General features: G+C 71.3%; 17 protein-coding genes. 5 read left to right on the top strand and 12 right to left on the bottom strand.

Annotation, left to right across the window (positions count from 1 at the left end; genetic code table 11):
• The first annotated feature begins 238 nt into the window (after window positions 1–238).
• Entirely contained in the window at window positions 239–2053 is a 1815-nt protein-coding gene (locus ACZ607_RS04040) for a bifunctional metallophosphatase/5'-nucleotidase (protein ID WP_469731854.1), read from the top strand.
• A gap of 100 nt (window positions 2054–2153) precedes the next feature.
• On the opposite strand, the gene ACZ607_RS04035 is transcribed toward ACZ607_RS04040, so the two are convergent.
• From ACZ607_RS04035 to ACZ607_RS04010, 6 genes are all read right to left on the bottom strand, one after another.
• A complete protein-coding gene (locus ACZ607_RS04035; protein WP_469731445.1) occupies window positions 2154–3431 on the bottom strand; it encodes an SUKH-4 family immunity protein in 1278 nt (425 codons plus the stop codon).
• A gap of 49 nt (window positions 3432–3480) precedes the next feature.
• A complete protein-coding gene (locus ACZ607_RS04030; RefSeq protein WP_469731443.1) occupies window positions 3481–4914 on the bottom strand; it encodes a lysine N(6)-hydroxylase/L-ornithine N(5)-oxygenase family protein in 1434 nt (477 codons plus the stop codon).
• A complete protein-coding gene (locus tag ACZ607_RS04025) occupies window positions 4911–6320 on the bottom strand; it encodes a pyridoxal phosphate-dependent decarboxylase family protein (RefSeq protein WP_469731441.1) in 1410 nt (469 codons plus the stop codon). The genes ACZ607_RS04030 and ACZ607_RS04025 overlap by 4 nt, the downstream gene beginning before the upstream one ends.
• Before the next feature lie 225 nt (window positions 6321–6545).
• Window positions 6546–9098 carry an aminopeptidase N gene (gene pepN, locus ACZ607_RS04020; protein WP_469731440.1) on the bottom strand — a complete coding sequence of 851 codons (2553 nt, stop codon included), beginning with the start codon at window positions 9096–9098 and terminating at the stop codon, window positions 6546–6548.
• A gap of 128 nt (window positions 9099–9226) precedes the next feature.
• Window positions 9227–9550, bottom strand: coding sequence for a chorismate mutase (locus ACZ607_RS04015; protein WP_469731438.1), 324 nt, complete (start codon window positions 9548–9550; stop codon window positions 9227–9229).
• A 116-nt stretch (window positions 9551–9666) separates the two neighbouring features.
• The gene (locus ACZ607_RS04010) at window positions 9667–10443 is read right to left on the bottom strand and encodes a S1 family peptidase (protein ID WP_469731436.1); all 777 of its coding nucleotides are present in this window, start codon (window positions 10441–10443) and stop codon (window positions 9667–9669) included.
• 267 nt (window positions 10444–10710) lie between these two features.
• Here ACZ607_RS04010 and ACZ607_RS04005 point away from each other — a divergent pair, with 267 nt between their 5' ends.
• Both ACZ607_RS04005 and ACZ607_RS04000 read left to right on the top strand, forming a co-directional pair.
• Window positions 10711–11616, top strand: coding sequence for a hypothetical protein (locus tag ACZ607_RS04005; RefSeq protein WP_469731434.1), 906 nt, complete (start codon window positions 10711–10713; stop codon window positions 11614–11616).
• A 38-nt stretch (window positions 11617–11654) separates the two neighbouring features.
• Window positions 11655–12725: an ankyrin repeat domain-containing protein gene (locus ACZ607_RS04000; RefSeq protein ID WP_469731432.1), complete on the top strand. Its 1071-nt coding sequence runs from the start codon at window positions 11655–11657 to the stop codon at window positions 12723–12725.
• A gap of 94 nt (window positions 12726–12819) precedes the next feature.
• Here ACZ607_RS04000 and ACZ607_RS03995 read toward each other — a convergent pair whose 3' ends face one another.
• The 3 genes from ACZ607_RS03995 to ACZ607_RS03985 all read right to left on the bottom strand — a co-directional run bounded on the left by ACZ607_RS03995 (window position 12820) and on the right by ACZ607_RS03985 (window position 15794).
• Window positions 12820–14502 carry a DEAD/DEAH box helicase gene (locus ACZ607_RS03995; RefSeq protein ID WP_469731430.1) on the bottom strand — a complete coding sequence of 561 codons (1683 nt, stop codon included), beginning with the start codon at window positions 14500–14502 and terminating at the stop codon, window positions 12820–12822.
• A gap of 196 nt (window positions 14503–14698) precedes the next feature.
• A complete protein-coding gene (locus tag ACZ607_RS03990; protein WP_015607926.1) occupies window positions 14699–14902 on the bottom strand; it encodes a cold-shock protein in 204 nt (67 codons plus the stop codon).
• Window positions 14903–15272: 370 nt separating this feature from the next.
• Entirely contained in the window at window positions 15273–15794 is a 522-nt protein-coding gene (locus ACZ607_RS03985; protein ID WP_469731428.1) for a pyridoxamine 5'-phosphate oxidase family protein, read from the bottom strand.
• Between the two features lie 174 nt (window positions 15795–15968).
• On the opposite strand from ACZ607_RS03985, the gene ACZ607_RS03980 reads away from it, so the two are divergent.
• Both ACZ607_RS03980 and ACZ607_RS03975 read left to right on the top strand, forming a co-directional pair.
• The gene (locus ACZ607_RS03980) at window positions 15969–16883 is read left to right on the top strand and encodes a rhomboid family intramembrane serine protease (protein ID WP_469731425.1); all 915 of its coding nucleotides are present in this window, start codon (window positions 15969–15971) and stop codon (window positions 16881–16883) included.
• 150 nt (window positions 16884–17033) lie between these two features.
• Window positions 17034–18197: an SLC13 family permease gene (locus ACZ607_RS03975; RefSeq protein WP_469731852.1), complete on the top strand. Its 1164-nt coding sequence runs from the start codon at window positions 17034–17036 to the stop codon at window positions 18195–18197.
• A gap of 112 nt (window positions 18198–18309) precedes the next feature.
• Here the strand turns inward: ACZ607_RS03975 and ACZ607_RS03970 are convergent, their stop codons facing one another.
• The 3 genes from ACZ607_RS03970 to ACZ607_RS03960 form a co-directional block, all read right to left on the bottom strand.
• Entirely contained in the window at window positions 18310–19770 is a 1461-nt protein-coding gene (locus ACZ607_RS03970) for a glutamate synthase subunit beta (RefSeq protein WP_469731423.1), read from the bottom strand.
• Window positions 19763–24322: a glutamate synthase large subunit gene (gene gltB / locus ACZ607_RS03965; RefSeq protein WP_469731421.1), complete on the bottom strand. Its 4560-nt coding sequence runs from the start codon at window positions 24320–24322 to the stop codon at window positions 19763–19765. Before gltB ends, ACZ607_RS03970 begins: the two co-directional genes overlap by 8 nt.
• 386 nt (window positions 24323–24708) lie before the next feature.
• Window positions 24709–25443: a VIT1/CCC1 transporter family protein gene (locus tag ACZ607_RS03960; RefSeq protein WP_469731419.1), complete on the bottom strand. Its 735-nt coding sequence runs from the start codon at window positions 25441–25443 to the stop codon at window positions 24709–24711.
• Between the last annotated feature and the right edge of the window lie 223 nt (window positions 25444–25666).

Below are 25666 nucleotides of genomic sequence, written 5' to 3'. Positions count from 1 at the left end.
CATGACTGTCCAACAGCCTTTCGGTAAAAGGTTATTGACAAGTGTTGAATTGTGCGGCGGGCCGCTCCGATGAGCGTGCGTGCGGGCGTCCCGGCGGGGCGGTCGGTGGCCGGCCGGTGGCCGGTGCGGCTGGGGGCGAAGCCGCTGGTCACCAGATCGAAACCTGTTGGGGGTGTTGCGGGCGGGGGTGGCTGGGCCAGAATCTACGCGCGTTGTTCGCTCGAACGAGGAGTCAAGGATGCCGTTGAACCGTAGGACGTTTCTGGGCCGTTCGGCTGTCGCCGGTGCGGGTGTGGCGCTGGCGGGAGGGGTCGTCGGCGCGGGGTCCGCGGCGGCCTCGGAGTCGAAGGGGCACGGTCACGGGCGTCCGTCGAAGCGGTACTCGTTCACGGTGATGGGGACGACGGACCTGCACGGCAACGTCTTCAACTGGGACTACTTCACGGACAAGGAGTTCGACGACTCGGCGCACAACGACGTCGGCCTGGCGAAGATCTCGACGCTGGTGAACCAAATCCGTGAGGACCGGGGCCGCCGGAACACGCTGCTGATCGATGCGGGTGACACGATCCAGGGCACCCAGTTGTCGTACTACTACGCGAAGATCGATCCGATCACGGCGAAGCGCGGTCCGGTGCATCCGATGGCGCAGGCGATGAACAAGATCGGATATGACGCGGCCGCGCTCGGGAATCACGAGTTCAACTACGGCATTCCGGTGTTGCGGAAGTTCGAGGAGCAGTGTGATTTCCCGCTGCTGGGCGCGAATGCGCTGGACGCCAAGACGTTGCGGCCGGCGTTCGCTCCGTATGTGATCAAGCGGGTGCGTACGCCGCACGGCCGTGATGTGCGGGTTGCGGTGCTGGGGCTGACGAATCCGGGTATCGCGATCTGGGACAAGGCGAATGTCGGCGGGAAGATGGTGTTCCCGGGCCTCGAGGAGCAGGCGGCGAAGTGGGTGCCGAAGCTTCGTTCGATGGGTGCGGACGTGGTGATCGTCTCGGCGCATTCGGGTTCGTCGGGTACGTCGTCGTACGGGGACCAGTTGCCGTACATCGAGAACGCGGCGGGGCTGGTGGCCGAGCAGGTGCCGGGGATCGACGCGATCCTGGTGGGTCACGCGCACTCGGAGATTCCCGAGTACTTCGTGACGAACAAGGAGACGGGGAAGAAGGTAGTCCTCTCGGAGCCGTTGAAGTGGGGGCAGCGGCTGACGCTGTTCGACTTCGATCTGGTGTGGGAGAAGGGCCGTTGGGTGGTCGAGAAGGTCGGTGCCTCGGTGCTGAACTCGAACACGGTGGCGGAGGACCCGCGGATCACGTCGTTGCTCGGGGACGAGCACACGAAGGTGGTGGCGTACGTCAATCAGGTGATCGGCACCTCGGTGGCGGCGATGACGACGGCGGAGGCGCCCTGGAAGGACGAGCCGGTCATCGACCTGATCAATCTGGTGCAGGCGGAGACGGTGAAGGAGGCGCTGGCGGGCGGCGAGTACGCGGAGCTGCCGGTGCTGTCGCAGGCGGCGTGCTTCTCGCGTACGGCGTCGATCCCCGCGGGTGAGGTGACGATCAAGGACGCGGCGGGGCTGTATCCGTTCGAGAACACGCTGGAGGCGCGGCTTCTGACGGGCGCCCAGCTGAAGGACTACCTGGAGTTCTCGGCGCGGTACTACGTGCAGACGGCCGCGGGCGGGCCGGTGGACACGTCGAAGCTGACGAATGCGGAGAACATTCCGGATTACAACTACGACGTGGTGTCGGGCGTGACGTACGACATCGATATCGCGAAGCCGGCGGGCTCGCGGATCGTGGGTCTGTCGTTCGAGGGTGCGCCGGTGGATCCGGCGGCGCAGTTCGTGTTCGCGGTGAACAACTACCGGGCCAGTGGTGGCGGTAACTTCCCGCATGTTCCGGGCGCCAAGCAGTTGTGGGCGAATTCGGACGAGATCCGGAACACGATCATCGGGTGGGTGCAGGCGAAGGGGTCGGTGGACCCGGCGGAGTTCGCGTCGGTGGACTGGCGTCTGACGCGGGACGGCGTGCCGGTGTTCTGACCGGGTTTTCACCTGGTGGTGTGTGGTGGGCCGTTCTCCCCGCGTCCTCGGGAGGGCGGCCCGCCTTCGTGCGGGCGGCCCGTCCTCGTGCGGGCGGCGGTCAGAATCCGTCTTCGTCCAGGTCTGTGATGCCGGCCATGAAGTGCTGCCACAGGGTTCCGCTGGGGCTGCGGGAGTCGACCGTGCCCGGTGCGAGTGCGTCCATCTCGGCGAGGAAGTCGTTCTTCGGGTCCTCGTCCGGGCGTGGGTGCCAGCAGGCGTCCATGTAGCGGCGTACGCCTTCGAGGACGCGGGTGAAGTGGTCGAGGTCCGGGGAGAGCCGGACGCACTCGGCGGCGTGGACGAGGTGGACGCTGCCGTCGCGCCGGTGCAGATGGAGGTCGCCGAGGCGGCTCGTGCCCAGGGCCAGGAGGTCGGCCGCTTCGGTGCCGTCCGGGAGGGCCACTCCGGCTGTGGTGGCCGCGTCCTGGGGGGTCATGTCCTCGGCGCGGCAGGGCGTGAAGGTCGCCCAGCCGCAGGCCCACCGGGCCGGCAGTCCGATGTCCCGCAGGTGGCGGCGGCCGGCGGGGTGTTCGAGGGTGGCGGGCAGTTCGGGTCCGGGGATGCGGAGGACGTCGACGGGGGCGAAGGCCTCGTCGACGCGCCGGGCGGTGAGCGGGCCGGTGGGTGCGGGGTGGGCCGGTAGCTCCCCGGGGGTGCCGTGCTCCGCGGAGTCGTGGTCGAGGAAGTCGCGTGGCCAGGCGCGGAGTACGTCCGGGTCGGCTTCCAGGAGGGCCAGGCCGCAGGTGTCGGCGACGAGGTAGCGCGTGCGGCCGTCGGGGGCCACGAGCGGGGTGGCGTGGGTCCAGCTCTCGGGTGCGTACAGCTCCAGGTCGTCCAGGCGGGGTGTCCCGTCGGGTGGGGTGGGGAGGGGGCGGCAGTCCTCCTGCGGTGGGGCCGGTGCCTTTTCCCCTGTTTCGAGGTCGAGCCAGGTGTTCTCCCAGGCCGCTTCGACTCTCAGGAGCCGGCGGCCGTTGTGTGTCTGCAGACCCAGGGCTTTGCGGTGGGTGAGGTTGGGGTGGGCGGTGTACCGGCCCACCGGGCGCCACCAGGCCCATACGGTCCGCCAGGGCATGCCGGGTTCGGCGGCGGCGATCCGGCGGGCGTAGGTCTCGTGTCCGAGCATGGTGGCGGCGAAGTGCAGCCATGCCGCGAATTCGGCGCGGCTCACCTCCGCGCCGCCGAATATCGCCTCGGCCTGCTGGAACACGTCGCGGCCCGGGTGGTGTCCGGGGGCCGTGTTCCCGAGGTGTGCCCGGACCGCTGTGCGTTCGGTGGCCAGGAGCCGTGCCGGGTCGTCCAGCAGGTCGTCCGGCGGTTCGCTCGTCCCGTTGCTCATGGGCCCATCCTGGCAGCGGAGCGGGCGAGTTCGGCTCCGGGCGGTCGGGTCAGCGGGACCGTCCGAGGGGGGTGCGGGGGTCGCCCTGTCCGGGGACGGTGGGGGCGCCGTGGGGGGTGAGGCCGAAGGTGGTGAAGGCGGTGCGTGGTGGCAGGGGGTAGGGGTTGGTGCCGGTGAGGTTGTTGAGGATGGTGGCGCTGCGCCAGGCGGCGAGGCCGAGGTCGGGGGCGCCGACTCCGTGGGTGTGGCGTTCGGCGTTCTGTACGTAGATGTTGCCGGTGAGGGCGGGGTCGAGGTCGAGGCGGAAGTCGGTGTGGATGCGGGGGCGTCCCTGGGTGTCACGGCGGATGTGGGGGTCGATGCCGGTGAGGAGGGTGTCGAGGGGGCGTTCGCGGTAGCCGGTGGCGAGGACGACGGCGTCGGTGGTGAGACGGCTCCGGGTGGCTTGCTGGGCGTGTTCGAGGTGGAGCTCGATGCGGGTGCCGCTGCCGGAGAGGCGCCCGGCGGTGCGGACGCTGACGCCGGGGGTGAGGGTGGCGTCGGGCCAGCCTCCGTGGAGGGTGCGCCGGTAGAGCTCGTCGTGGATGGCGGCGATGGTGTCGGTGTCGATGCCCTTGTGGAGCTGCCACTGCTGGGGGACGAGGGTGTCGCGTACGTGTTCGGGGAGTGCGTGGAAGTAGTGGGTGTAGTCGGGGGTGAAGTGTTCGAGGCCGAGCTTCGAGTACTCCATGGGGGCGAAGGCCTGGGTGCGGGCGAGCCAGTGGATCCTCTCGATGCCGTGGGGGCGGGCGCGGAGGAGGTCGAGGAAGATCTCCGCCCCTGACTGGCCGGATCCGATGACGGTGATGTGGTCGGCGCGGAGGAGCTCTTCGCGGTGGTGGAGGTAGTCGGCGGAGTGGATGACGGGGAGGCCGGGGGCTTCCGCGAGGGGGCGGAGGGGTTCGGGGATGTGCGGGGCGGTGCCGACGCCGAGGGCGATGTGGCGGGTGTGGGCACGGCCGAGTGCGTGGGCTTCGCCGTCCGGGTCGAGCCGGGTGTAGTCGACTTCGAAGTGGGCGTGGTCGCTGTTCCAGCGGACGGCGTCGACCTGGTGGTTGAAGTGGGTGGTGGGGAGTTGCTCGCTGACCCAGCGGCAGTAGGCGTCGTATTCGGCGCGGTGGATGTGGAATTGCTCGGCGAAGTAGAAGGGGTAGAGGCGGTCGCGGGTGCGGAGGTAGTTGAGGAAGGTCCAGGGGCTGGTGGGATCGGCGAGGGTCGTGAGGTCGGCGAGGAAGGGGACTTGGAGGGTGGCGCCTTCGATGAGGAGGCCGGGGTGCCAGTGGAAGGCGGGGCGCTGTTCGTAGAAGGCGGTGGTGAGCGGGGCGGTGCCGGGGGTGGTGGGGATGCCGTGGGCGAGGGCGGCGAGGGAGAGGTTGAAGGGGCCGAGGCCGATGCCGATGAGGTCGTGGGGCCGGTCGCCGTCGGGGGTGGTCCGGTCGGTCATCGGGGGGTGCTGCCTTCCTTGGTGGCGTGGGGGTGGGCGGTGTGTGCCCGGGTGACGAGGGTGAGGAGCTGCCGGAGGTCGTCGGGGGTGGTGTGGGGGTTGAGGAGGGTGGCTTTGAGCCAGAGGCCGTCGTCGGTCCTGGCGCGGCCGAGTACGGCGTGTCCCTGGTCGAGGAGGGTGCGGCGGATGGTGGCGACGGTGGTGTCGTCGGTGCGGGTGGGGCGGAAGAGAACGGTGCTGATGGTGGGGCGGCCGTACAGGTCGAGTGCGGGGTCTTCCTCGATGAGGTCGGCGAGTCGGTGGGCTGCGGTGATGGTGCGGTCGACGAGGTCGGCGAGTCCGTCGCGGCCGAGTGCCTGGAGGGTGACGGCGATCTTGAGGGCGTCGGGGCGGCGGGTGGTGCGCAGGGAGCGGCCGAGGAGGTCGGGGAGGCCGGCTTCGGTGTCGTCGTCGGCGTTGAGGTAGGGGGCGTGGTGGTGGAGGGGGGTGAGGTCGTGCTGGTGGGGGACGGCGAGGATGCCGGCCGACGCGGGTTGCCAGCCGAGTTTGTGCAGGTCGAGGGTGACGCTCTGGGCGCGGTGGAGGCTGCGGAGGGCGTGGCGGTGGGTGGGGCTGAAGAGGAGGGGCCCGCCGTAGGCGGCGTCGATGTGGAGGTCGGCGCCGTGGGTGGTGGTGAGGTCGGCGATGTCGGTGAGGGGGTCGATCTGGCCGGTGTCGGTGGTGCCCGCGGTGGCGGCGACGAGGAGGGGGCCGTGGTGGTGGGTGAGGGCGTGGTGGAGTGCGGTGAGGTCCATGACGCCGGTGGGGGCGGGGATGACGACGGGCCGTGGGAGGCCGAGGAGCCAGGCGGCGCGGGTGATGCTGTGGTGGGCGTTGGCGGCGCAGATGGTCTGCACGGGGCCGTGGCGTTCGCGGGCGAGGAGGAGGGCCAGTTGGTTGGCCTCGGTGCCGCCGGTGGTGACGAGGGCGTCGGGGTCGGGGGTCTGGGGGTAGATCTCGGCGGCGAGCGCGGTGGTGAGGGCCGCTTCGAGGGCCGAGGCCGCGGGGGCCTGGTCCCAGGAGTCCATGGAGGGGTTGAGGGCGGAGGCGGCGAGGTCGGCTGCTGCGGCGAGGGCGAGGGGTGGGGTGTGGAGGTGGGCGGCGCAGTGCGGGTGCGCGGGGTCGGCGGCGCCTTCGGTGAGCGCGGTGACGAGGGCGCGGAGGGCGTGGTGGGCGCCGGTGCCGTGGTCGGGGATGAGGGGGCCGGTGGTGGCGTGGAGCCTTTCGGTGACGGTGTCGGGGCCGCCGGCGGGGAGGGGGCCGCCTCGGCGGGTGGCGCCGTCGTGGAGCGCGGCGAGGACGGTGTCGATGAGGGGGCGCAGGTGGGCGGGGCCTGCGGTGCCTCCGGCGAGGGGCGGGGTGGGCATGGGTGGTGTGGTCCTTCGGGTGCGCGGGGGCGGTGGGGTCAGCTTGTGCGGATTGCCGAGAGTGCGGCCGAAGAGCCCAACGATCTCAACCCGAAAGGGGTACTGCGGTTCGGTATGGGGGTGTTGGGGCCTGCGGGACTGGTATAAGCGTTCGTTGTTCGTACGTCTGTGCCCGGCTCCTTCGGTGAGGGGGCCGGGCACGGTGGCGGTCGGGGTGCGTACGAGTCAGTGGGCGTCGCGTACGGCGAGGGCGCGGCGCAGGTCGTCGAGCTGGTCGGTGAGTTTGCGGCGCAGGGCGGGGGTCAGCGCGGGGTTGGCGAGGGCCTGGTCGCCGAGGTGGATGCTCTCGGGGTCGACGGCGTGGGCGGGGAAGGCGTGGCGTCCGGCTGCTTCGGCGATGGCGGGGCCGCGGCGGGCGGCGAGTGCGATGGCGTCCGGGTAGTAGCGGGCGATGTAGGGGTGCAGCAGCGCGCTCTGTTCGGGCTGCCAGAAGCCTTGGGCGGTGGCGGTGAAGAGGTAGTTGGACAGGGTGTCGTCGGCGAACATCGCCTGCCAGGCGGCTGCTTTGGCTTCGGCGGTGGGGAGGGCGGCCCGGCAGCGGGCGGCGCCTTCCTGTCCGGTGGCGCTGGGGTCCTTGTCGAGCTCGCGGGCGATCGCGGTCTCGTCGGTGGCGCCGAGGACGGCGAGGCGGGTGAGGATGCGCCAGCGGAGTTCGGGGTCGAGCTCGGGTCCGCCGGGGACGGTGCCTTCGTGGAGCCAGTCCTGGATGGCGTCGGGCTGGGTGGCCGCGTCGATGAAGTGGCGTACGGCGGTGAGGCGGAGGCCGGGGTCGGGGCTGCCGGGTGTGATGGTGCGGGGGCCCTGTTCCCAGTCCTTGGCGGTGAGTCCTTCGGTGCGGCGGAGGAGGTCGCGGCAGAGGGCGGTGAGGGTGGCGAGGGCGGTCGGCCGGTCCTCGGGTGCGAGGTAGCGGTCGGCGATGTGGGTGGAGGCGAAGCCGAGGACGCCGTGGACGAGGGCGAGGTCGGTCTCGTACGGGAGGTGGGTGCGGGCGGCGGTGAGGTGGACGGTGGGGTGGAGGGTGCCGTCTCGGACCATGTCGCGGGCGGTGTTCCAGACGACGGCGCGGGTGAGGGCGTCGGGGATGCCGGAGAGGTGGGTGAGGGCGGTGTTCCAGGAGTCGGGGTCGAGGCGGATCTTGGCGTAGGTGAGGTCGTTGTCGTTGAGGACGACGAGGTCGGGGCGGGTGCCGGGCCGGGTGGCGGGGGTGCCGTCCTGGGGGATGTCGAGTTCGAAGCGGTCGCGGAGGGTGAGCTGGTCGGTGCCGGTCCGGGTGTCGAGGCTGTGGTCGTAGGTGCCGACGGTGATGCGGTGGGGGCGGGTGCCGGCGTGGTCGACGGTGAGGTTCCAGCTGTTGCCGGTGTTCTCGACGTGGGCGGTGAGGGTGTCGATGCCGGTGGTGCGGAGCCAGGACGCGGCCCAGGCGTGGACGTCGCGGTCGGTGGCGGTGGCGAGGTTGTCGATGAAGTCGGCGAGGGTGGCGTTGGCGAACTTGTGGCGGGCGAAGTGGGTGTTGATGCCCGCGAGGAAGTCCTTCTCGCCGAGCCAGGCGACGAGTTGGCGGAGTGCGGAGGCGCCCTTGGCGTAGGAGATGCCGTCGAAGTTGAGGAGGGCGGAGGCGGTGTCGGGGACGGCGTGGGGGTCGGGTGCGACGGGGTGGGTGGTGGGGCGCTGGTCGGCGTCGTAGCCCCAGCCCTTGCGGGCTACCCCGAAGTCGGTCCAGGTGTTGGTGAACCGAGTCGCTTCGGTGAGGGTCTGGTAGCCCATGTACTCGGCGAAGGACTCGTTGAGCCAGATGTCGTCCCACCAGGTGAGGGTGACGAGGTCGCCGAACCACATGTGGGCCATCTCGTGGGCGATGACCATGGCGCGGGTCTGGCGTTCGGTGTCGGTGACGGCGGAGCGGTAGACGAACTCGTCGCGGAAGGTGACGAGTCCGGGGTTCTCCATGGCGCCGGCGTTGAATTCGGGGACGAAGGCCTGGTCGTAGGAGTCGAAGGGGTAGGGCTCGTCGAACTTCTCGTGGTAGCGGTCGAAGCAGGCGCGGGTGATGTCGAGGATCTCCTCGGCGTCGGCGTCGAGGTGGGGGGCGAGGGAGCGGCGGCAGTGGATGCCGAAGGGCAGGCCCGCGTGGTGGGTGGTGACCGAGTGCCAGGGTCCCGCGGCGACGGCGACGAGATAGGTGGAGACGGGCGGGGTGGGGGCGATGGACCAGCGGCCTTCGGTGGCCTGGGTGGCGATGCCGTTGCCGAGGACGGTCCAGCCGGTGGGTGCGGTGACGGTGAGGTCGAACACCGACTTGAGGTCGGGCTGGTCGAAGGCGGCGAAGACGCGCTGGACGTCCTCCATGAAGAGCTGGGTGTAGACGTAGGTCTCGCCGTCGGCGGGGTCGGTGAAGCGGTGCATGCCTTCGCCGGTGCGGGAGTAGCGCATGGTGGCGTCGACGGTGAGTTCGTGGGGGCCGGCGGTGAGGCCGTCCAGGGGGTAGCGGTTCTCGTCGAGGCGCCCGGGGTCGAGGGCTTGTCCGTCGAGGCTGAGTGAGCGCAGGGTCTCCGGCTTGATCTCGACGAAGGTGTCTCCGGCCGCGTGGGCGGTGAAGCGGATGGCGGTCCGGGAGTCGAAGGTCTCCTCGCCCGTGGTGAGGTCGAGGTCGACCGTGTACCGGTGTACGTCGAGGAGCTTGGCGCGGGTCTGCGCTTCGTTGCGCGTCAGTACGGACATGGCGCCCATGCTGCCGTACGGATCCGGGGCTGTGCAGAGGGGTTCTCGCAGGGCTGACGGCGGGCGGCCGGGCGCCCACCGGTCCGGCCGGCCGGGGGCCGGGTGGCGGGGACCGGCCGGCGGAGGGGTCAGGCGTCGGAGCCGGCGGATTCCTCGGCGATGCGCTCGTGGTGGCGGATGACCTCGGCCACGATGAAGTTCAGCAGCTTCTCGGCGAAGGCGGGGTCCAGCCGGGCGCTCTCGGCGAGTTGCCGCAGCCGGGCGATCTGGCGGGCCTCGCGGGCGGGGTCGGCGGGCGGCAGGTGGTGTGCGGCCTTGAGGTGGCCGACCTGCTGGGTGGCCTTGAAGCGCTCGGCGAGCATGTGGACGACTGCGGCATCGATGTTGTCGATGCTCTCGCGCAGCCGGTTCAGTTCGGCGGTGACGTACTCGTCGGTGTTGCTCGTGGTCATGGTCAGCGAGCTTAGACGCACCGGCGGCGGGGTGAGGGACGGCGGGGGAGGAACCGGGCCCGGGGGCGCCCGTCGGGACGGGCGCCCCCGGGTGGGGTGTCACGGGAGGGGACGGGTCAGAGGGTCGCCGCGGCCGAGGCGATGTCGGCGGCGAACGTCGAGACCTGGGTGTAGACGCCGGGGTAGCCGGCCCGTGCGCAGCCCTCGCCCCAGCTGACGATGCCGACCTGGATCCAGGCTCCGGCGTTGTCCTTGCGGAACATGGGGCCGCCGGAGTCGCCCTGGCAGGTGTCGGTGCCGCCGGTGCTGACGTAGCCGGCGCAGATCTCCTGGCTGGGCACGAGGTCGCTGCCGTAGGCCTGCTGGCAGGTGGCGTCCGAGACGAAGGGGACGGTGGCCTTGAGCAGGTAGCGCTGCTGGCCGCCGCCCTCGGTCGCGGCGCCCCAGCCGGCGATGGTGAAGGTGCCGGAGTCGTAGGCGGTGGTGGTGGCGATCTTCAGCGTGGGCTGGTTGATGGGCTGGGCGAGCTTGATCAGTGCCCAGTCCTTGCCGACGCCGTTGTAGCCGGGTGCCTGGAGGACCTTGGTGGAGCGGACCTTGACGGCGGAGGACGACTGGAGGTCGACGGAGCCGGCGGTGGCCGTGATGGAGGTGTTGTTGCCGGAGCCGTCGACGCAGTGGGCTGCGGTGAGCACGACGGTCGAGCTGTAGAGGGCGCCGCCGCAGCCCATGGAGAGCCGCACCATGAAGGGGAATTCACCCTGGGCGGCGCGGGTGCCTCCGACGACGGGCGCGGGGGCTGCGGAGGCGTTCGACGGCTGGAGGCTGAGGGTGGCGAGGGCCACCGCGGCTATGACGGAACATCTCTTGAGGGTGCGCAGAAGCTGCTTCACGGAAGTGCCTGCTTTCGTGTGGGGGGTGGCGGTGGGGGGTGCAGGCGTGCGGGCGTGCGTGTCCTGGTCAGGGGCACGGACCGGATAATTCTCGGCATGCTCCCGACAAGAACGATCCGATTATCGGGAAGCGATCACCGCTGTCACAAGGCAGGGTTTCCGGCCAAGATCACCTGACGTCTCATGGCCGGATTCAGGCGGCCCGGCCCCGGGGAAGCCAGGCCCTAGAGTGAAGGTCCGTTGAGCGCCATTGATGGGGGTTCGGTCGTGAGCGACGGAAGTAGCGGCGGCGGTCCGGTCGTCCACGGTTTCCCGCACCTGGACGCCGTCCGGTCGGCGATCACCGCGCTCTACCGGCGGGTCTCCCCCGACGGTGTGCGCGCCTACGGCACGAGCCTCGCCCCGGCCGACGCCGCCTTCTCCGACATGGACGACCTGTACCTGGGCGCCCAGCGGGTGGCCGGCGCGCTGGTGCAGCACCTGCGGCTGCCGCAGGCCCGTATCGTCGTCGGCTTCCGGCGGATGGAACACGCCGCGAGCGTCGAACTCACCGCCGGGCCCGAGTACTTCATCGAGCTCAACGACCGCTTCCGGACGCACCGCAGGGACATCGGGGCCGCGTTGGCGCACGAGATCACTCATGTGCTGCTGCACCGGCTCGGCCTGGAGCTGCCCGGCACCCGTGACAACGAGATCCTCACGGACACGGTGACCGCCTATCTCGGCGCGGGCTGGCTGCTGCTGGACGCCTTCCGCCAGGACGCGGTCTCCAGCCAGAAGCTCGGCTATCTCACGCCCGAGGAGTTCGGGTACGTACTGGCCAAGCGGGCGCTGGCTTTCGACGAGGACCCCTCGGTGTGGTTCACCAGCCCCCAGGCGTACACGGCGTACACCAAGGGGCGGGCGGAGGCGCTGCGGGACCTGCAACGACCGCCGCTGACGGCCGCGGGGTGGGCGGGCAGGCGCCGTTACGCCAAGGACCGCCGGGAGGCCGCGGCACGTCCGGGCGCCGCCCTGGACCCGTCCCTCCCGTACGCCTTCGAGGCCGGTGCGGACGGGCTGCGCGTCTCCTTCGCCTGCCCCACCTGCCAGCAGCGCGTCCGTGTCCCGGTCAGGGGCCGGACCCGCGCCCGGTGCGGTCTGTGCAGGACCGTCCTGGAGTGCGACACCTGAGGAACGGGCACGGACCGGGGTGGCCGTAGGGTCGGTGTATGACGAATGGTCCGGTTGGGGGTGCGAGCGGCCTCTTCGAGGCGTTGTACGACGATGAGGACGCCGTCGTACGGGCCCTCCGCGCGGGCGCGTCCGCCGAGTCGTGCGACGAGGAGGGGACGACCGCGCTGTACCTGGCGTCCGTGCAGGACCTGCCCGGCGCCGTGCGGCTGCTCCTGGCCGCGGGCGCGGACCCGAACCGGGCGAGCGGCCCGGAGGCGGGTGATCTGCCGTTGTGCGGGGCGGCGTGCGGTGGCCACGCCGAGGTCGTCGGGGCGCTCCTGTCCGCCGGGGCCGAACCGGATCTGAGCGAGGACTTCGGGTTCACCGCGCTGCGCTGGGCGGCGGGTCTCGGCCATGCGGAGGTCGCGGAGATTCTGCTGGCGCGCGGCGCCGACCCGGACCTGCCCGGACCGCAGGGCGAGGTGCCCCTGGTGGTCGCGGCCCGGCGGGGATCGGTGCGGACCGTACGGGCGCTGCTGCGGCACGGTGCCCGGGACCTGTCCCCCGCGCTGGACGAGGCCCGGCGGATGCTCACGCTGGACGTGGAGCGGGAGCTGCGTGACGCGCTGCGACGCGCGTACGGGGACGAGGGCCACGAGAGCGCGGTGCGCCGCGCACGGGTGGACGGCGGGGTGACCGTCACGGTCGAACTGCTGCGGGGCGGCGAGCCGTTCGCGTCCCAGGACCTGCAGACGGGGCACGGGGCGATCGCGACGCTCCTGGAGAACGAGCTGGGACTGCGGGCCCCGTTCGAGGAACTGGCCGTCCGCGCGCTGCGGGACGGGGATCCCGCGCTGGACAACTGGCAGGTGGCGGTCGGGGCGCTGTGGCTGCGCGGCGACGAGGAGACGTTCCGGGCGGCGGAATCGTGGACGGCGAGCGAGGACCCGCTGCGCCGGAGGTTCGGCGTGGACGCGCTGGCGCGGCTCGGATTCGGCGCGGGCGGCAGGCCGTTCGCCGCCCGCGCGGTGCCGCTGCTGCGGGAGCTGGCCCGGACCGCCGGCCCGGAGCTCGCCGACGCCGCGGCCAGGGCGCTCGACGGATACGAGGCGGAGCCGGCGGGCTGAGCGGGGGCCGGCACCGGAACCCGGGAACCGGGCTCCGACCCACGAGGGGCGGTGACCGGCTGTGCGGTCACCGCCCCTCGTGCTCGTGTGCTGGTTACGCCGCCCGGCGGCCACGGCCGGGAGCGCTGCCGCGTCCCGTGCCGCCGGACCGGCCGGCCCCGGCGCCGCGGCCGGAGCCACCCGCGCCCCCGGCGCCGCCACGCGCCGCGCCGCCGCCGGAGCCGCCCCGCGTGCCGCCGCCCGCACCACCGCGGGCCGCACCACCGGCGCCGCCCTGTGCGGCGCCCGACGCCGCGCCCGCGCCGCCGCGCCGGCCACGGCCCCGGCTGCCCGAGCGGAAGGACCCGCCCGCCGCCGAACCCGCGCCCGAGCCGGTTCCGCGCGTACGCGGCTTGGGCTGCGTCGGCTGCGGCACCTCGATGACGATCGCGATCCCGGACGGCTCACGGGCTCCCGTGATCGTGCCGAGCTCCTCGTCGGTGGACTTGATGCGGGTGGTGCGCGGCGCGATGCCCGCGTCCTGCATCAGCCGGGTCATCTCGCGCTTCTCCTCGGGGAGCACGAGGGTGACGACGCTGCCGGACTCCCCGGCGCGCGCGGTGCGACCGCCGCGGTGCAGGTAGTCCTTGTGGTCGGTCGGCGGGTCCACGTTGACGACCAGGTCGAGGTCGTCGATGTGGATGCCGCGAGCCGCCACGTTCGTCGCGACGAGCGCGGTGACCTGGCCGTTCTTGAACTGGTCCAGGGTCCGGTTGCGCTGCGGCTGGGACCGGCCGCCGTGCAGGGCCGCGGCCCGCACACCGCTGGCGAGGAGCCGCTTGGCGAAGCGGTCGGCGGCACGCTTGGTGTCGACGAACATGATCACTCGCCCCTCGCGGGCGGCGATCTTCGTGGCGACGGCCTTCTTGTCCGTCTCGTCCAGGACGTGGAGCACGTGGTGCTCCATCGTGGTGACCGCACCGGCGGACGGGTCGACGGAGTGCACGACCGGGTCGGTGAGGAACATCTTGACGAGGCGGTCGATGTTCTTGTCGAGGGTCGCGGAGAACAGCATCCGCTGCCCGTCCGCCTCGACCTGCTTGAGCAGCGCGACGACCTGCGGCATGAAGCCCATGTCGGCCATCTGGTCGGCCTCGTCGAGGACGGTGATCGCGACCTGGTCGAGCCGGCAGTCGCCGCGCTCGATGAGGTCCTTGAGCCGGCCGGGCGTGGCGACGAGCACCTCGGCGCCCCGGCGCAGGGCGCCGGACTGCCTGCTGATCGACATGCCGCCGACGACGGTGGCGACGCGCAGGTTCACGGAGGTCGCGTACGGGGTCAGCGCGTCGGTGACCTGCTGGGCGAGCTCACGGGTGGGGACGAGCACGAGGGCCAGCGGGGCGTGCGGCTCGGCGCGGCGCCCGGCGGTGCGGGCGAGCAGCGCGAGGCCGAAGGCCAGGGTCTTGCCGGAGCCGGTGCGGCCGCGGCCGAGGATGTCCCGGCCGGCGAGCGAGTTCGGCAGGGTGGCGCCCTGGATGGGGAAGGGTTCGGTCACACCCTGTGCGGCGAGGGTCTTCAGCAGCGCGGCGGGCATGTCCAGGTCGGCGAAGGCGTCGACGGCGGGCAGTGCGGGGGTCAGGGTCTCCGGCAGGGCGAACTCGCCGCCCTGGGCGGGCGCGGTCCTGCGGCGGGCCGGTGCCTTGCCGGATCCTCGGGTGTTCGCCTGCGGCCGGTCGGCGCCGCGGCCCTTTATCGGGCGGTTGCGGGTGGGTCGGTCCTGGCGTTCGGAGCGGGTCATACGGAATTGCCCTCCTGGGGGATTCCTGGGATTACTGCCGACTGCTGTGGACTGCTTGATGTGCGCCCCAGGATGCAGCACAGAGCAGATGTCCCGGTTGCGGAAGCGGACCGGGAAAGGATGAGTCGGAAACAGCACAAACCGGGGCCCGCACCTTCACGGTGCGGGCCCCGGCTGCGAGGTACGCGTCCGGCAATTAGGCCGGGACGATGTTCTCCGCCTGCGGGCCCTTCTGGCCCTGCGTGACGTCGAAGGAGACCTTCTGGCCCTCCTGGAGCTCACGGAAGCCCTGGGTGGCGATGTTGGAGTAGTGGGCGAAGACGTCGGCGCCGCCGCCGTCCTGCTCGATGAAGCCGAAGCCCTTTTCCGAGTTGAACCACTTCACGGTTCCAGTAGCCATGTCATTCTCCTAAAAGAGGTGCAGTGCCGGAAATCCGCACTTTACGGATTCCAAGTCGCCGCATTGAGCCCCATCCGGAGAAAGCCGGAAAACAATAAAGCGCCTGAGGAAAGTTCCCGTCAGGCGCACATAAAGTTCATGGGTACCAAAACTGCAACTCGGCAACCGTAGCACGTTCTGTCGGCGGGCGGCGGATCACTCCGTCCCGGCGCGTCGGCGTGTCCGCCGGGGAGCGGCCCGGCAAGGGGCCGGGCGCCCCCGCCGCCGGGACGGTTCACCCGAAAGCCGTACCGGCGCGTGTCCGGGCCGCCGGCCGCCCGCCGGCGGGATCCGGTGGCGGGACTACGCCGGCCGGGTGTACGGCCCGGTGTCACACCTCGCGGACGGGGCTGTCGTCGGTGCGCCTGCGCAGGGTGCGCAGCCGCCGGCCGGGGCGCCAGGCCTGGACGACGAGGTCGTCGCCGTCGATGCCCGTGCGGACCACCTCCGTGAGGTCGGCGCGGAAGAGGAGGAAGGGTTCCGGCGGGGTGACCTCGTCGACGAAGCGGGCCAGCACGGCGGCGTCGGTGATCTCCACCGCCCGGCCGGAGACCCGGATGTCCCCGTCGGCCATCTCCGCGTCCGGCCCCGGGTTGGCCTGGAGGGCGAAGCGCGGATCGCGCCGCAGGTCCAGGGCCTTGCGGGAGCCCGGCATCATGCCCAGCCAGAGGGCGTCCATGCGGAACTCCGCCTCCAGGCCGGTGACCCGGGGCGAGCCGTCCGCGCGGAGGGTCGCCAGGACGTGGTGCTTGTACTGCCGGAAGCGCTTCCGCACGGTGTCGGCGAAGGCCGGTTCCGCCGTGCGGAAGTCCTGCCACGAGCTGGGTGTCACGGTCGCTGTCATGGGTGCCATGGAACCCGGTAAGCAGGACACCTTCTGTCGTGATTCGTGGCGCGTCACCGGAACGGCGGCCCCGGGCACCCAGGTGTGCCGCGCCTCACCCGCGTTCGCTATCTTGAGCGCCGCCGCCCCGGCGGCGCTCCTGACCTTGTCCACGCGTCCCGTCCACGAATGAAGGAGCCGGCCATGGAGGCCGCCGCCACCACGTGTTACCGCCACCCGTCGCACGAGACGTATGTGCGCTGCACGCGCTGCGACCGGTACATCTGCCCCGACTGCATGCGTGAGGCGTCCGTGGGCCACCACTGCGTGGAGTGCGTACAGGAGGGGCAGCGCTCGGTCCGGCAGGCCCGCTCGTTGTTCGGCGGGGCGGTGCCGAGCGCCGCGACGCCGGTCGTGACGTATGTGCTGATGGCGCTGAACGTCGTCGCGTACGCCGTCGAGGTCGTCCGGTCCGGGACGGTGGACCGGTTCGGGATGCTCGGGGCGGCGCTGGTCGGGCCGGACGGCGCGCTGTACGTGTACGAGGGCTGGACCTCCCCCGGTTACGAACTGACGGGCGTGGCGGACGGGGAGTGGTACCGGCTGCTGACGGGCGCCTTCCTGCACCTCCCGCCCGACGCGTCGTTCGGCGTGATGCACCTGGTCTTCAACATGCTGGCGCTGTGGAATCTCGGCAGGGTCGTGGAGGGCCAGCTCGGCCGGCCGCGGTATCTGGCGCTGTACCTGCTGTCCGCGGTGGGCGGCTCGGTGCTGGTGTACCTGGTCTCGCCGGAGACGCCGGCGGTCGGCGCGTCGGGGGCCGTCTTCGGTCTGGCGGCGTCCTTCTACGTCATCAACCGCCGTCTGGGCCGGGACATGGGGCCGGTCAACCGCTTCATGGCGGGGTTCCTGCTCTGGATGGTGATCTCGGCCGTGTTCACCTCGTGGGAGGGCCACCTCGGCGGGCTGCTGACCGGCGGCCTGGTGACGTACGGGCTCGCCTACGCCCCGGCGAGACTGCGGACGTCCGCGGCGCAGCTGGCCGGCGGGGCGGTCCTGGTCGTGCTGCTGGCGGCGGTGGTCGCCGTACGGACGGCCGCGCTGACCGGCGCGGCCTGAGGGCAACTCGCCGGTCCCCGGCCGGAGTCCGCTTTCTGAGATCATCGTCCCATGGTGAGAGAGACGTCCGAGGGGCGTTCGGGATCCGGGGACACCGGGGGCGACGGGCCGGGTGAGGGCCCCGGCGGGTGGGTGCGGCGGCTCCACCCGCTGGACTGGCTCGCGGGCGGTCTGCTGGTCCTGGGGCTGCTCGCGGTGGTGACCGGGCTGCTGCCCGAGGACCCCGCCGCGGCGGAGATGCGGCGGGTCGGGCCGCTGGTGGTGTTCCTGGGCACCGTGATCGTGCTGGCCGAGCTGACGGGCCGGGCGCAGGTCTTCGACATGGTGGCGGCCTGGGTGGCGCGGGCGGGGCGGGGGCGCTATCCGCTGCTGTTCGGGCTGTGCGTGGCGTTCGCGTCGCTCACCACGATCACGCTGAACCTGGACACCACGGCGGTGCTGCTCACCCCGGTCATGCTGGCGCTCGCCACCCGGGTGGGCATCGCGGCGGTGCCGCTGGCGATGACGACGGTGTGGCTGGCCAACACCGCGAGTCTGCTGCTGCCGGTCTCCAATCTGACGAACCTGCTGGCGGCGGAGCGGGTGGCGCTCTCGTCGTCCGGTCTCGCCGCGGTGATGTGGCTGCCCCAGCTCGCGGCGATCGCCATGACCTCGCTCTGGCTGTGGGTCTTCTACTGGCGGCGCGGCCGGCGCGGCGCGGACCGGTACACCCCGCCGGGCGCCCCGGTGGCCCGGGACCCCGTCCTGCTGCGGATCTGCGCGGTGGCCTGCGGCGGTTTCCTGCTGGCGATCCTGCTGGCGGACGTTCCGCTGTGGGCGGCGTCGCTGACGGCGATGGCGGTGGTCGTGGTGGCGTTCGCCGTACGGCGCCGGGAGGAGCTGCGGCTGTCGCTGGTGCCGTGGCGGCTGCTGGTGCTGGTCCCGGGGATGTTCCTGGTGGTGCAGACGATCGACGCGCACGGCCTGCACGGGCTGCTGGAGTCCGCGCTGGGCTCCGACAACGGTTTCCTGGGGATGCTGCGGTCGGCGGGGGTCGGGGCGGGACTGTCGAACGTACTGAACAATCTGCCGGCCTATCTGGCGGGCGAGGCGGTCGTCCCGGCGGGGAACCACGAGCAGCTGCTGGCGTTGCTGATCGGCGTCAACGTGGGGCCGCTGGTCACCCCGTGGGCGTCGCTGGCGACGCTGCTGTGGTTCGAGCGGTGCCGCTTCCACGGCACGCGGATCGCCCTGGGCCGGTTCGTCGCGACGGGGCTGGTCCTGTCGGTGACGGGCACGTCGGCCGCGGTGTGCGCGCTGGCGCTGGTGAGCTGAGGCCGCCCGGGGCCCGGACGCGCCGCGGCGCCCGCCCTTGTCCGGTCGGGGACGGGGGCGGGCGCCGCGTTCAGTTCCGTACGCCGTTGTACGGGACGTCCGTGTGCCGCGGTCAGACCATCAGGGAACGGTCCGTCGGGCGGATCGGGGCGTGCAGGGCACTGGTCCCGGTCAGGAAGCGGTCCACACCGCGTGCCGCGGAGCGGCCCTCGGCGATGGCCCACACGATGAGGGACTGGCCGCGGCCCGCGTCACCGGCGACGTAGACGCCGTCGACGTTGGTCGCGTAGTCGTCGTCGCGCGCGATGTTGCCGCGCTCGTCGAGGTCGAGGCCGAACTGCTGGACGAGGCCGTTGGCCTGGTCCGTACCGGTGAAGCCCATGGCCAGGGTGACGAGCTGGGCGGGGATGACCCGCTCCGTGCCGGCCTTCTGCTCCAGCTTGCCGTCCTTGAACTCCACCTCGATGAGGTGCAGGGACTGGACGTTGCCGTCCTCGTCGCCCTCGAAGTGGGTGGTGGAGACGGAGTAGATCCGCTCGCCGCCCTCCTCGTGCGCGGAGGTGACCTTGTAGAGCATGGGGAAGGTCGGCCAGGGCTGGTTGGCGTTACGCTCCGCGCCCGGCTGCGGCATGATCTCCAGCTGGGTGACGGAGGCCGCGCCCTGGCGGTGGGCGGTACCGACGCAGTCGGCACCGGTGTCGCCGCCGCCGATCACGACGACGTGCTTGCCCTCGGCGGTGATCGGGGAGACCGTGAGGTCGCCCTCCTGCACCTTGTTGGCGAGCGGGAGGTACTCCATCGCGAAGTGCACGCCGTTCAGGTCGCGGCCCGGGACGGGCAGGTCGCGGGAGACGGTGGCACCGGCGGCGATGACGACCGCGTCGTAGCGGCGGCGGAGCTTGGCGGCGTCGATGTCCTTGCCGATCTCCACCTCCGTGCGGAACTTGGTGCCTTCCGCGCGCATCTGCTCGATGCGGCGGTTGATGTGCGACTTCTCCATCTTGAACTCGGGGATGCCGTAGCGGAGGAGTCCTCCGATGCGGTCCGCGCGCTCGAAGACGGCGACGGTGTGGCCGGCCCGCGTCAGCTGCTGGGCGGCGGCGAGTCCCGCCGGGCCCGAGCCGATGACGGCGACGGTCTTGCCGGAGAGGCGCTCGGGCGGCTGCGGGGTGACGTCGCCGCTGTCCCACGCCTTGTCGATGATGGAGACTTCGACGTTCTTGATGGTGACGGCCGGCTGGTTGATGCCGAGGACACACGCCGACTCGCACGGGGCGGGGCACAGGCGGCCCGTGAACTCCGGGAAGTTGTTCGTGGCGTGCAGGCGCTCGGACGCCGCCGACCAGTCCTCGCGGTAGGCGTAGTCGTTCCACTCGGGGATGAGGTTTCCGAGGGGACAGCCGTTGTGGCAGAACGGGATGCCGCAGTCCATGCAGCGGCCGGCCTGCTTGCTGATGATCGGCAGCAGCGATCCCGGAACGTAGACCTCGTTCCAGTCCTTGACACGCTCGCCGACGGGGCGGGTCTCGGCGACCTCGCGTCCGGTGGTCAGGAAGCCCTTGGGGTCAGCCATTGGTCGCCGCCTCCATCATCTTCTCGGTGGTCTCCTGCTCGGAGAGACCGGCGAGCTCAGCGGCGTCCTTGGCGGCGAGCACTGCCTTGTAGGTGGACGGGATGATCTTGCTGAAGCGGGTGACCGCGGAATCCCAGTCGGCCAGCAGCTTCTGGGCGACCGTGGAGCCGGTCTCCTCCTGGTGGCGCCGCACGACGTCGTGCAGCCACTGCCTGTCGGTGTCGTCGAGGAGCTCGACGGCGCCGACGTTGCCGGTGTTGACGTTGTCGAGGTCGAGGTCGATGACGTACGCGATACCGCCGGACATGCCCGCGGCGAAGTTGCGTCCCGTCTCACCGAGGACGACCGCGTGACCGCCGGTCATGTACTCGCAGCCGTGGTCACCCACGCCCTCCGAGACGACCGTGGCACCGGAGTTGCGGACGCAGAAGCGCTCGCCGGTACGGCCGCGGAGGAACAGCTCGCCGCCGGTCGCGCCGTAGCCGATGGTGTTGCCGGCGATGGTGGAGTACTCGGCGAGGTGGTCGGCGCCGCGGTCCGGGCGGACGATGACACGGCCGCCGGAGAGGCCCTTGCCGACGTAGTCGTTGGCGTCGCCCTCCAGGCGCAGCGTCACACCGCGCGGTACGAACGCGCCGAAGGACTGGCCGGCGGAGCCGGTGAAGGTGATGTCGATGGTGTCGTCGGGCAGGCCCGCACCGCCGAACTTCTTGGTGACCTCGTGGCCGAGCATCGTACCGACGGTGCGGTTGATGTTACGGATGGCGATCTGGGCCCGGACCGGCTGGGCGGCCTCGGCGCTGTCGGCGCCGAGGGCGTCGGCGGCGAGCTTGATCAGCTCGTTGTCGAGGGCCTTGGCCAGACCGTGGTCCTGCTCGGCGATCCGGTGGCGGACCGCGCCCTCGGGGAGCTCGGGCACGTGGAAGAGGGGTTCGAGGTCGAGTCCCTGGGCCTTCCAGTGCGTGACGGCCCGCTCGGTGTCGAGGAGTTCGGCGTGGCCGACGGCCTCCTCGATGGTGCGGAAGCCGAGCTCGGCGAGGATCTCGCGGACCTCCTCGGCGATGAACTCGAAGAAGTTGACGATGTACTCGGCCTTGCCGGAGAACCGGTCGCGCAGGACGGGGTTCTGGGTGGCGATGCCGACCGGGCAGGTGTCGAGGTGGCAGACGCGCATCATGACGCAGCCCGAGACGACGAGCGGCGCGGTCGCGAAACCGAACTCCTCGGCGCCGAGCAGCGCGGCGATGACGACGTCGCGGCCGGTCTTGAGCTGGCCGTCGGTCTGGACGACGATGCGGTCGCGCAGACCGTTGAGCAGCAGGGTCTGCTGGGTCTCGGCGAGGCCGAGCTCCCAGGGACCGCCCGCGTGCTTGAGCGAGGTGAGCGGCGATGCGCCGGTGCCGCCGTCGTGGCCGGAGATGAGGACGACGTCCGCGTGGGCCTTGGAGACACCCGCGGCGACCGTTCCGACGCCGACCTCGGAGACCAGCTTCACGTGGACGCGGGCCGCCGGGTTGGCGTTCTTGAGGTCGTGGATCAGCTGAGCCAGGTCCTCGATGGAGTAGATGTCGTGGTGCGGCGGGGGCGAGATCAGGCCGACACCCGGGGTGGAGTGCCGGGTCTTGGCGACCCACGGGTAGACCTTGTGGCCGGGCAGCTGGCCGCCCTCGCCGGGCTTGGCGCCCTGCGCCATCTTGATCTGGATGTCGTCCGCGTTGACCAGGTACTCGCTGGTGACACCGAAGCGGCCGGAGGCGACCTGCTTGATGGACGAGCGGCGTGCCGGGTCGTAGAGGCGCTCGGAGTCCTCGCCGCCCTCACCGGTGTTGGACTTGCCGCCCAGCTGGTTCATGGCGATGGCGAGGGTCTCGTGCGCCTCCTGGGAGATGGAGCCGTACGACATGGCGCCGGTGGAGAAGCGCTTGACGATCTCCGCGGCGGACTCGACCTCGTCGATGGAGATCGGCTCGCGGCCGCTCTTGAAGCCGAACAGGCCGCGGAGCGTCATGAGGCGCTCGGACTGCTCGTTGACCCGCCCGGTGTACTTCTTGAAGATGTCGTACCGGCGGTTGCGGGTGGCGTGCTGGAGGCGGAAGACCGTCTCCGGGTCGAACAGGTGCGGCTCGCCCTCGCGGCGCCACTGGTACTCGCCGCCGATCTCCAGCGCGCGGTGCGAGGCGGAGATGCCGGAGGCCGGGTACGCCTTGGTGTGCCGGGCGGCGACCTCCTTGGCGACGACGTCCAGGCCGGCGCCGCCGATCTTGGTGGCGGTGCCGTTGAAGTACTGGGCGACGAAGGCCTCGTCCAGGCCGACGGCCTCGAAGACCTGGGCGCCGCGGTAGGAGGCGACGGTCGAGATGCCCATCTTGGACATGACCTTCAGGACGCCCTTGCCGAGGGCGTAGATCAGGTTGCGGATGGCCAGCTCGGGCTCGATGCCCTCGATGAACGTGCCGGCGCGGACGAGGTCCTCGACGGACTCCATCGCGAGGTACGGGTTGACCGCGGCGGCGCCGTACCCGATGAGCAGGGCGACGTGGTGGACCTCGCGGACGTCACCGGCCTCGACCAGCAGGCCCACCTGGGTGCGCTGCTTGGTGCGGATGAGGTGGTGGTGGACGGCCGAGGTGAGCAGCAGCGACGGGATCGGCGCGTGCTCGGCGTCGGAGTGCCGGTCGGACAGGACGATGAGGCGGGCACCGTCCTCCATGGCGGCGTCGACCTCGGCGGTGATCTCCTCGATCCGGGCCGCGAGGGCGTCGCCGCCGCCGCTGACGCGGTAGAGACCGGACAGGGTCGCGGCCTTCATGCCCGGCATGTCGCCGTCGGCGTTGATGTGTATGAGCTTGGCCAGCTCGTCGTTGTCGATCACCGGGAAGGGCAGCGTGACGCTGCGGCACGCGGCGGCGGTCGGCTCCAGGATGTTGCCGGCGGGGCCGAGGGTGGAGCGCAGCGAGGTGACGAGCTCCTCGCGGATGGCGTCCAGCGGCGGGTTGGTGACCTGCGCGAAGAGCTGGGTGAAGTAGTCGAAGAGCAGCCGGGGGCGCTCGGAGAGCGCGGCGATCGGCGAGTCGGTGCCCATGGAGCCGAGGGGTTCGCCGGCGGTGCGGGCCATCGGGGCGAGGAGGACGCGGAGCTCTTCCTCGGTGTAGCCGAAGGTCTGCTGGCGGCGGGTGACCGAGGCGTGGGTGTGGACGATGTGCTCGCGCTCGGGGAGGTCCTCGAGCTCGATCTCGCCGGTTTCCAGCCACTCCTCGTACGGGTTCTCGGCGGCCAGGGCCGCCTTGATCTCGTCGTCCTCGATGATGCGGTGCTCGGCGGTGTCGACGAGGAACATCCGGCCGGGCTGGAGGCGGCCCTTGCGGACGACCTTGGCCGGGTCGATGTCGAGGACGCCGACCTCGGAGGAGAGGACGACGAGGCCGTCGTCGGTGACCCAGTAGCGGCCGGGGCGCAGGCCGTTGCGGTCGAGGACCGCGCCGACCTGGGTGCCGTCGGTGAAGGTGACGCAGGCCGGGCCGTCCCAGGGCTCCATCATCGTGGAGTGGTACTGGTAGAAGGCGCGGCGGGCCGGGTCCATGGAGGCGTGGTTCTCCCATGCCTCGGGGACCATCATCAGCACCGAGTGCGGCAGCGAGCGGCCGCCGAGGTGGAGCAGCTCCAGGACCTCGTCGAAGGAGGCGGAGTCGGAGGCGTCGGGGGTGCAGACGGGGAAGATCCGGTCGAGCTGCGCCTCGCCGAAGAGGCTGGAGGCGAGCTGGGACTCGCGGGCCTTCATCCAGTTGCGGTTGCCCTTGACCGTGTTGATCTCGCCGTTGTGCGCGACGAAGCGGTACGGGTGGGCGAGCGGCCAGCTCGGGAAGGTGTTGGTGGAGAAGCGGGAGTGGACCAGCGCGACCGCGGTGGCGAAGCGGCGGTCGGAGAGGTCGGGGAAGAACGGCTCCAGCTGGCCGGTGGTGAGCATGCCCTTGTAGACGATCGTGCGTGCGGAGAGCGAGGGGAAGTACACCCCGGCCTCACGCTCGGCGCGCTTGCGCAGGACGAATGCCTTGCGGTCCAGGACGATGCCGGTGCTGCTGCCGTCGGCGACGATCAGCTGGCGGAACTCGGGCATGACGGCGCGGGCGCCGTTGCCGAGGATGTCCGGCGTGACGGGGACCTGACGCCAGCCGAGGACGTCGAGGCCCTCCTCTGCGGCGATCTTCTCGATCTGCTTCACCGCGACGGTGGAGTCGTCCGCGGGCAGGAAGGCGATGCCGACGGCGTAGGAGCCGGCCTCGGGGAGCTCGAACCCGGCCTCTTCGCGGAGGAAGGCGTCCGGGACCTGGAGGAGAATGCCGGCGCCGTCACCCGAGTCGGGCTCGGATCCTGTGGCGCCGCGGTGTTCGAGGTTGCGCAGTACGGTCAGCGCCTGCTCGACCAGCTCATGGCTGGCCACACCGGTCAGAGTGGCCACGAACCCGACACCACAGGCGTCGTGCTCGTTACGGGGGTCGTACATCCCCTGCTGGACAGGGCGACCGTCCATGGGCGACCAGGCGTCGGAACGCATCGGCTCTCCCGTCGTCGTCGTGGCATGTGCTGTGCCGAGGGACGACGCTGGCCCTCTGCGAAATTTCGTGCAGGTTACATGATGGAACGCTTCTCAAAAAGCGGAAAGACTGTTCCAACATGCGGACACCACGGAGCCGTGGTGGCGGGGGTCCTGAGCGGACGATCGGCGGTTCACCGTCCGGGAGACCGCAGAGAGCAGGCGACGTTGCCTGCGGTGTCTACGGCTCTTTCCCAGCAGTCACAGAATTGAAACCGCCGGGTAATGGCTACTTATGTGTAGCGCTGCATAGCGTCTCATTTTAAGGCCGCCCCGCCCATCCGCCCAGAGGCCCGCGCCACGACGTACGTCACACCGGGCCTGTGACCTTCGCCGTACCGCGCAGGTCAGCCGCCGGCCGCCACGCCGAACAGGGTGCCGAGGCCGTAGGTGACGGCCGCCGCGGCCCCGCCGAGGACCAGCTGCCGCAGCCCGCTGAACCACCAGGTCCGCGCCGTCACCCGGGCCACCACCGCGCCGCACCCGAAGAGGCCGGCCAGGGCGAGCAGCACGGCGGGCCACAGGTCGGTGGCGCCGAGCAGGTAGGGCAGTACGGGCAGCAGGGCGCCCAGCGCGAAGGCGCCGAAGGAGGACAGGGCGGCGACGAGGGGCGAGGGCAGGTCGCCCGGGTCGATGCCCAGTTCCTCGCGGGCGTGTATCTCCAGGGCCTGCTCCGGGTCCCTGGACAGCTGACGCGCGACCTCCTGGGCGAGCAGGGGCTCGACCCCGCGGGACTCGTAGAGCGCGGCGAGCTCACGCATCTCGTCCTTGGGGTGTTTGCGCAGCTCACGCCGCTCGACGGCGAGCTCGGCCTCGACGAGTTCACGCTGCGAGGCGACCGAGGTGTACTCCCCCGCTGCCATCGAGAACGCTCCGGCGGCGAGCCCGGCCAGGCCGGTGATGACGATGGTCTGCTGGGAGACCGCCCCTCCGGCCACGCCCGTCATCAGGGCGAGGTTGGAGACGAGACCGTCCATGGCGCCGAACACCGCGGGGCGCAGCCAGCCGCCGTTGACGTCACGGTGGGTGTGGTTGTCGCGGTGGGCCTCGTGCAGTACGGCGTCGGTCTCGATGATGGACACAGCTCTCCCCTTTTCCGGGAGCGGCCCCGAATCCTCCTCCGCTCCACACCGTCGAAAGTACGCACGAGAATGGCCTCCCGCCAGCAAGGAAGGCCGAACTTACCCGCCTCGGGGACGTCACTCGGGCGGCCGATTTGTACGAAATGAAGCCTCTCTTCTCCCCGATCGGGGAAACCTCTCATATCCGGTTGTTCCGGGCGGGAGCGAAGGGTCGGCACGATGG

This window comes from Streptomyces sp. NPDC104381, from assembly GCF_055583745.1.
The sequence above is the reverse complement of the archived record's forward strand: the minus strand, read 5'-3'. Positions and strand labels throughout refer to the sequence as shown.

Coding starts and splice junctions, on each gene's coding strand:
- ACZ607_RS04040 (WP_469731854.1), top strand. CDS start 239: ATGCCGTTGAACCGTAGGACGTTTCTGGGCCGTTCGGCTGTCGCCGGT.
- ACZ607_RS04035 (WP_469731445.1), bottom strand. CDS start 3,431: ATGAGCAACGGGACGAGCGAACCGCCGGACGACCTGCTGGACGACCCG.
- ACZ607_RS04030 (WP_469731443.1), bottom strand. CDS start 4,914: ATGACCGACCGGACCACCCCCGACGGCGACCGGCCCCACGACCTCATC.
- ACZ607_RS04025 (WP_469731441.1), bottom strand. CDS start 6,320: ATGCCCACCCCGCCCCTCGCCGGAGGCACCGCAGGCCCCGCCCACCTG.
- pepN (WP_469731440.1), bottom strand. CDS start 9,098: ATGTCCGTACTGACGCGCAACGAAGCGCAGACCCGCGCCAAGCTCCTC.
- ACZ607_RS04015 (WP_469731438.1), bottom strand. CDS start 9,550: ATGACCACGAGCAACACCGACGAGTACGTCACCGCCGAACTGAACCGG.
- ACZ607_RS04000 (WP_469731432.1), top strand. CDS start 11,655: ATGACGAATGGTCCGGTTGGGGGTGCGAGCGGCCTCTTCGAGGCGTTG.
- ACZ607_RS03995 (WP_469731430.1), bottom strand. CDS start 14,502: ATGACCCGCTCCGAACGCCAGGACCGACCCACCCGCAACCGCCCGATA.
- ACZ607_RS03990 (WP_015607926.1), bottom strand. CDS start 14,902: ATGGCTACTGGAACCGTGAAGTGGTTCAACTCGGAAAAGGGCTTCGGC.
- ACZ607_RS03985 (WP_469731428.1), bottom strand. CDS start 15,794: ATGGCACCCATGACAGCGACCGTGACACCCAGCTCGTGGCAGGACTTC.
- ACZ607_RS03980 (WP_469731425.1), top strand. CDS start 15,969: ATGGAGGCCGCCGCCACCACGTGTTACCGCCACCCGTCGCACGAGACG.
- ACZ607_RS03970 (WP_469731423.1), bottom strand. CDS start 19,770: ATGGCTGACCCCAAGGGCTTCCTGACCACCGGACGCGAGGTCGCCGAG.
- gltB (WP_469731421.1), bottom strand. CDS start 24,322: ATGCGTTCCGACGCCTGGTCGCCCATGGACGGTCGCCCTGTCCAGCAG.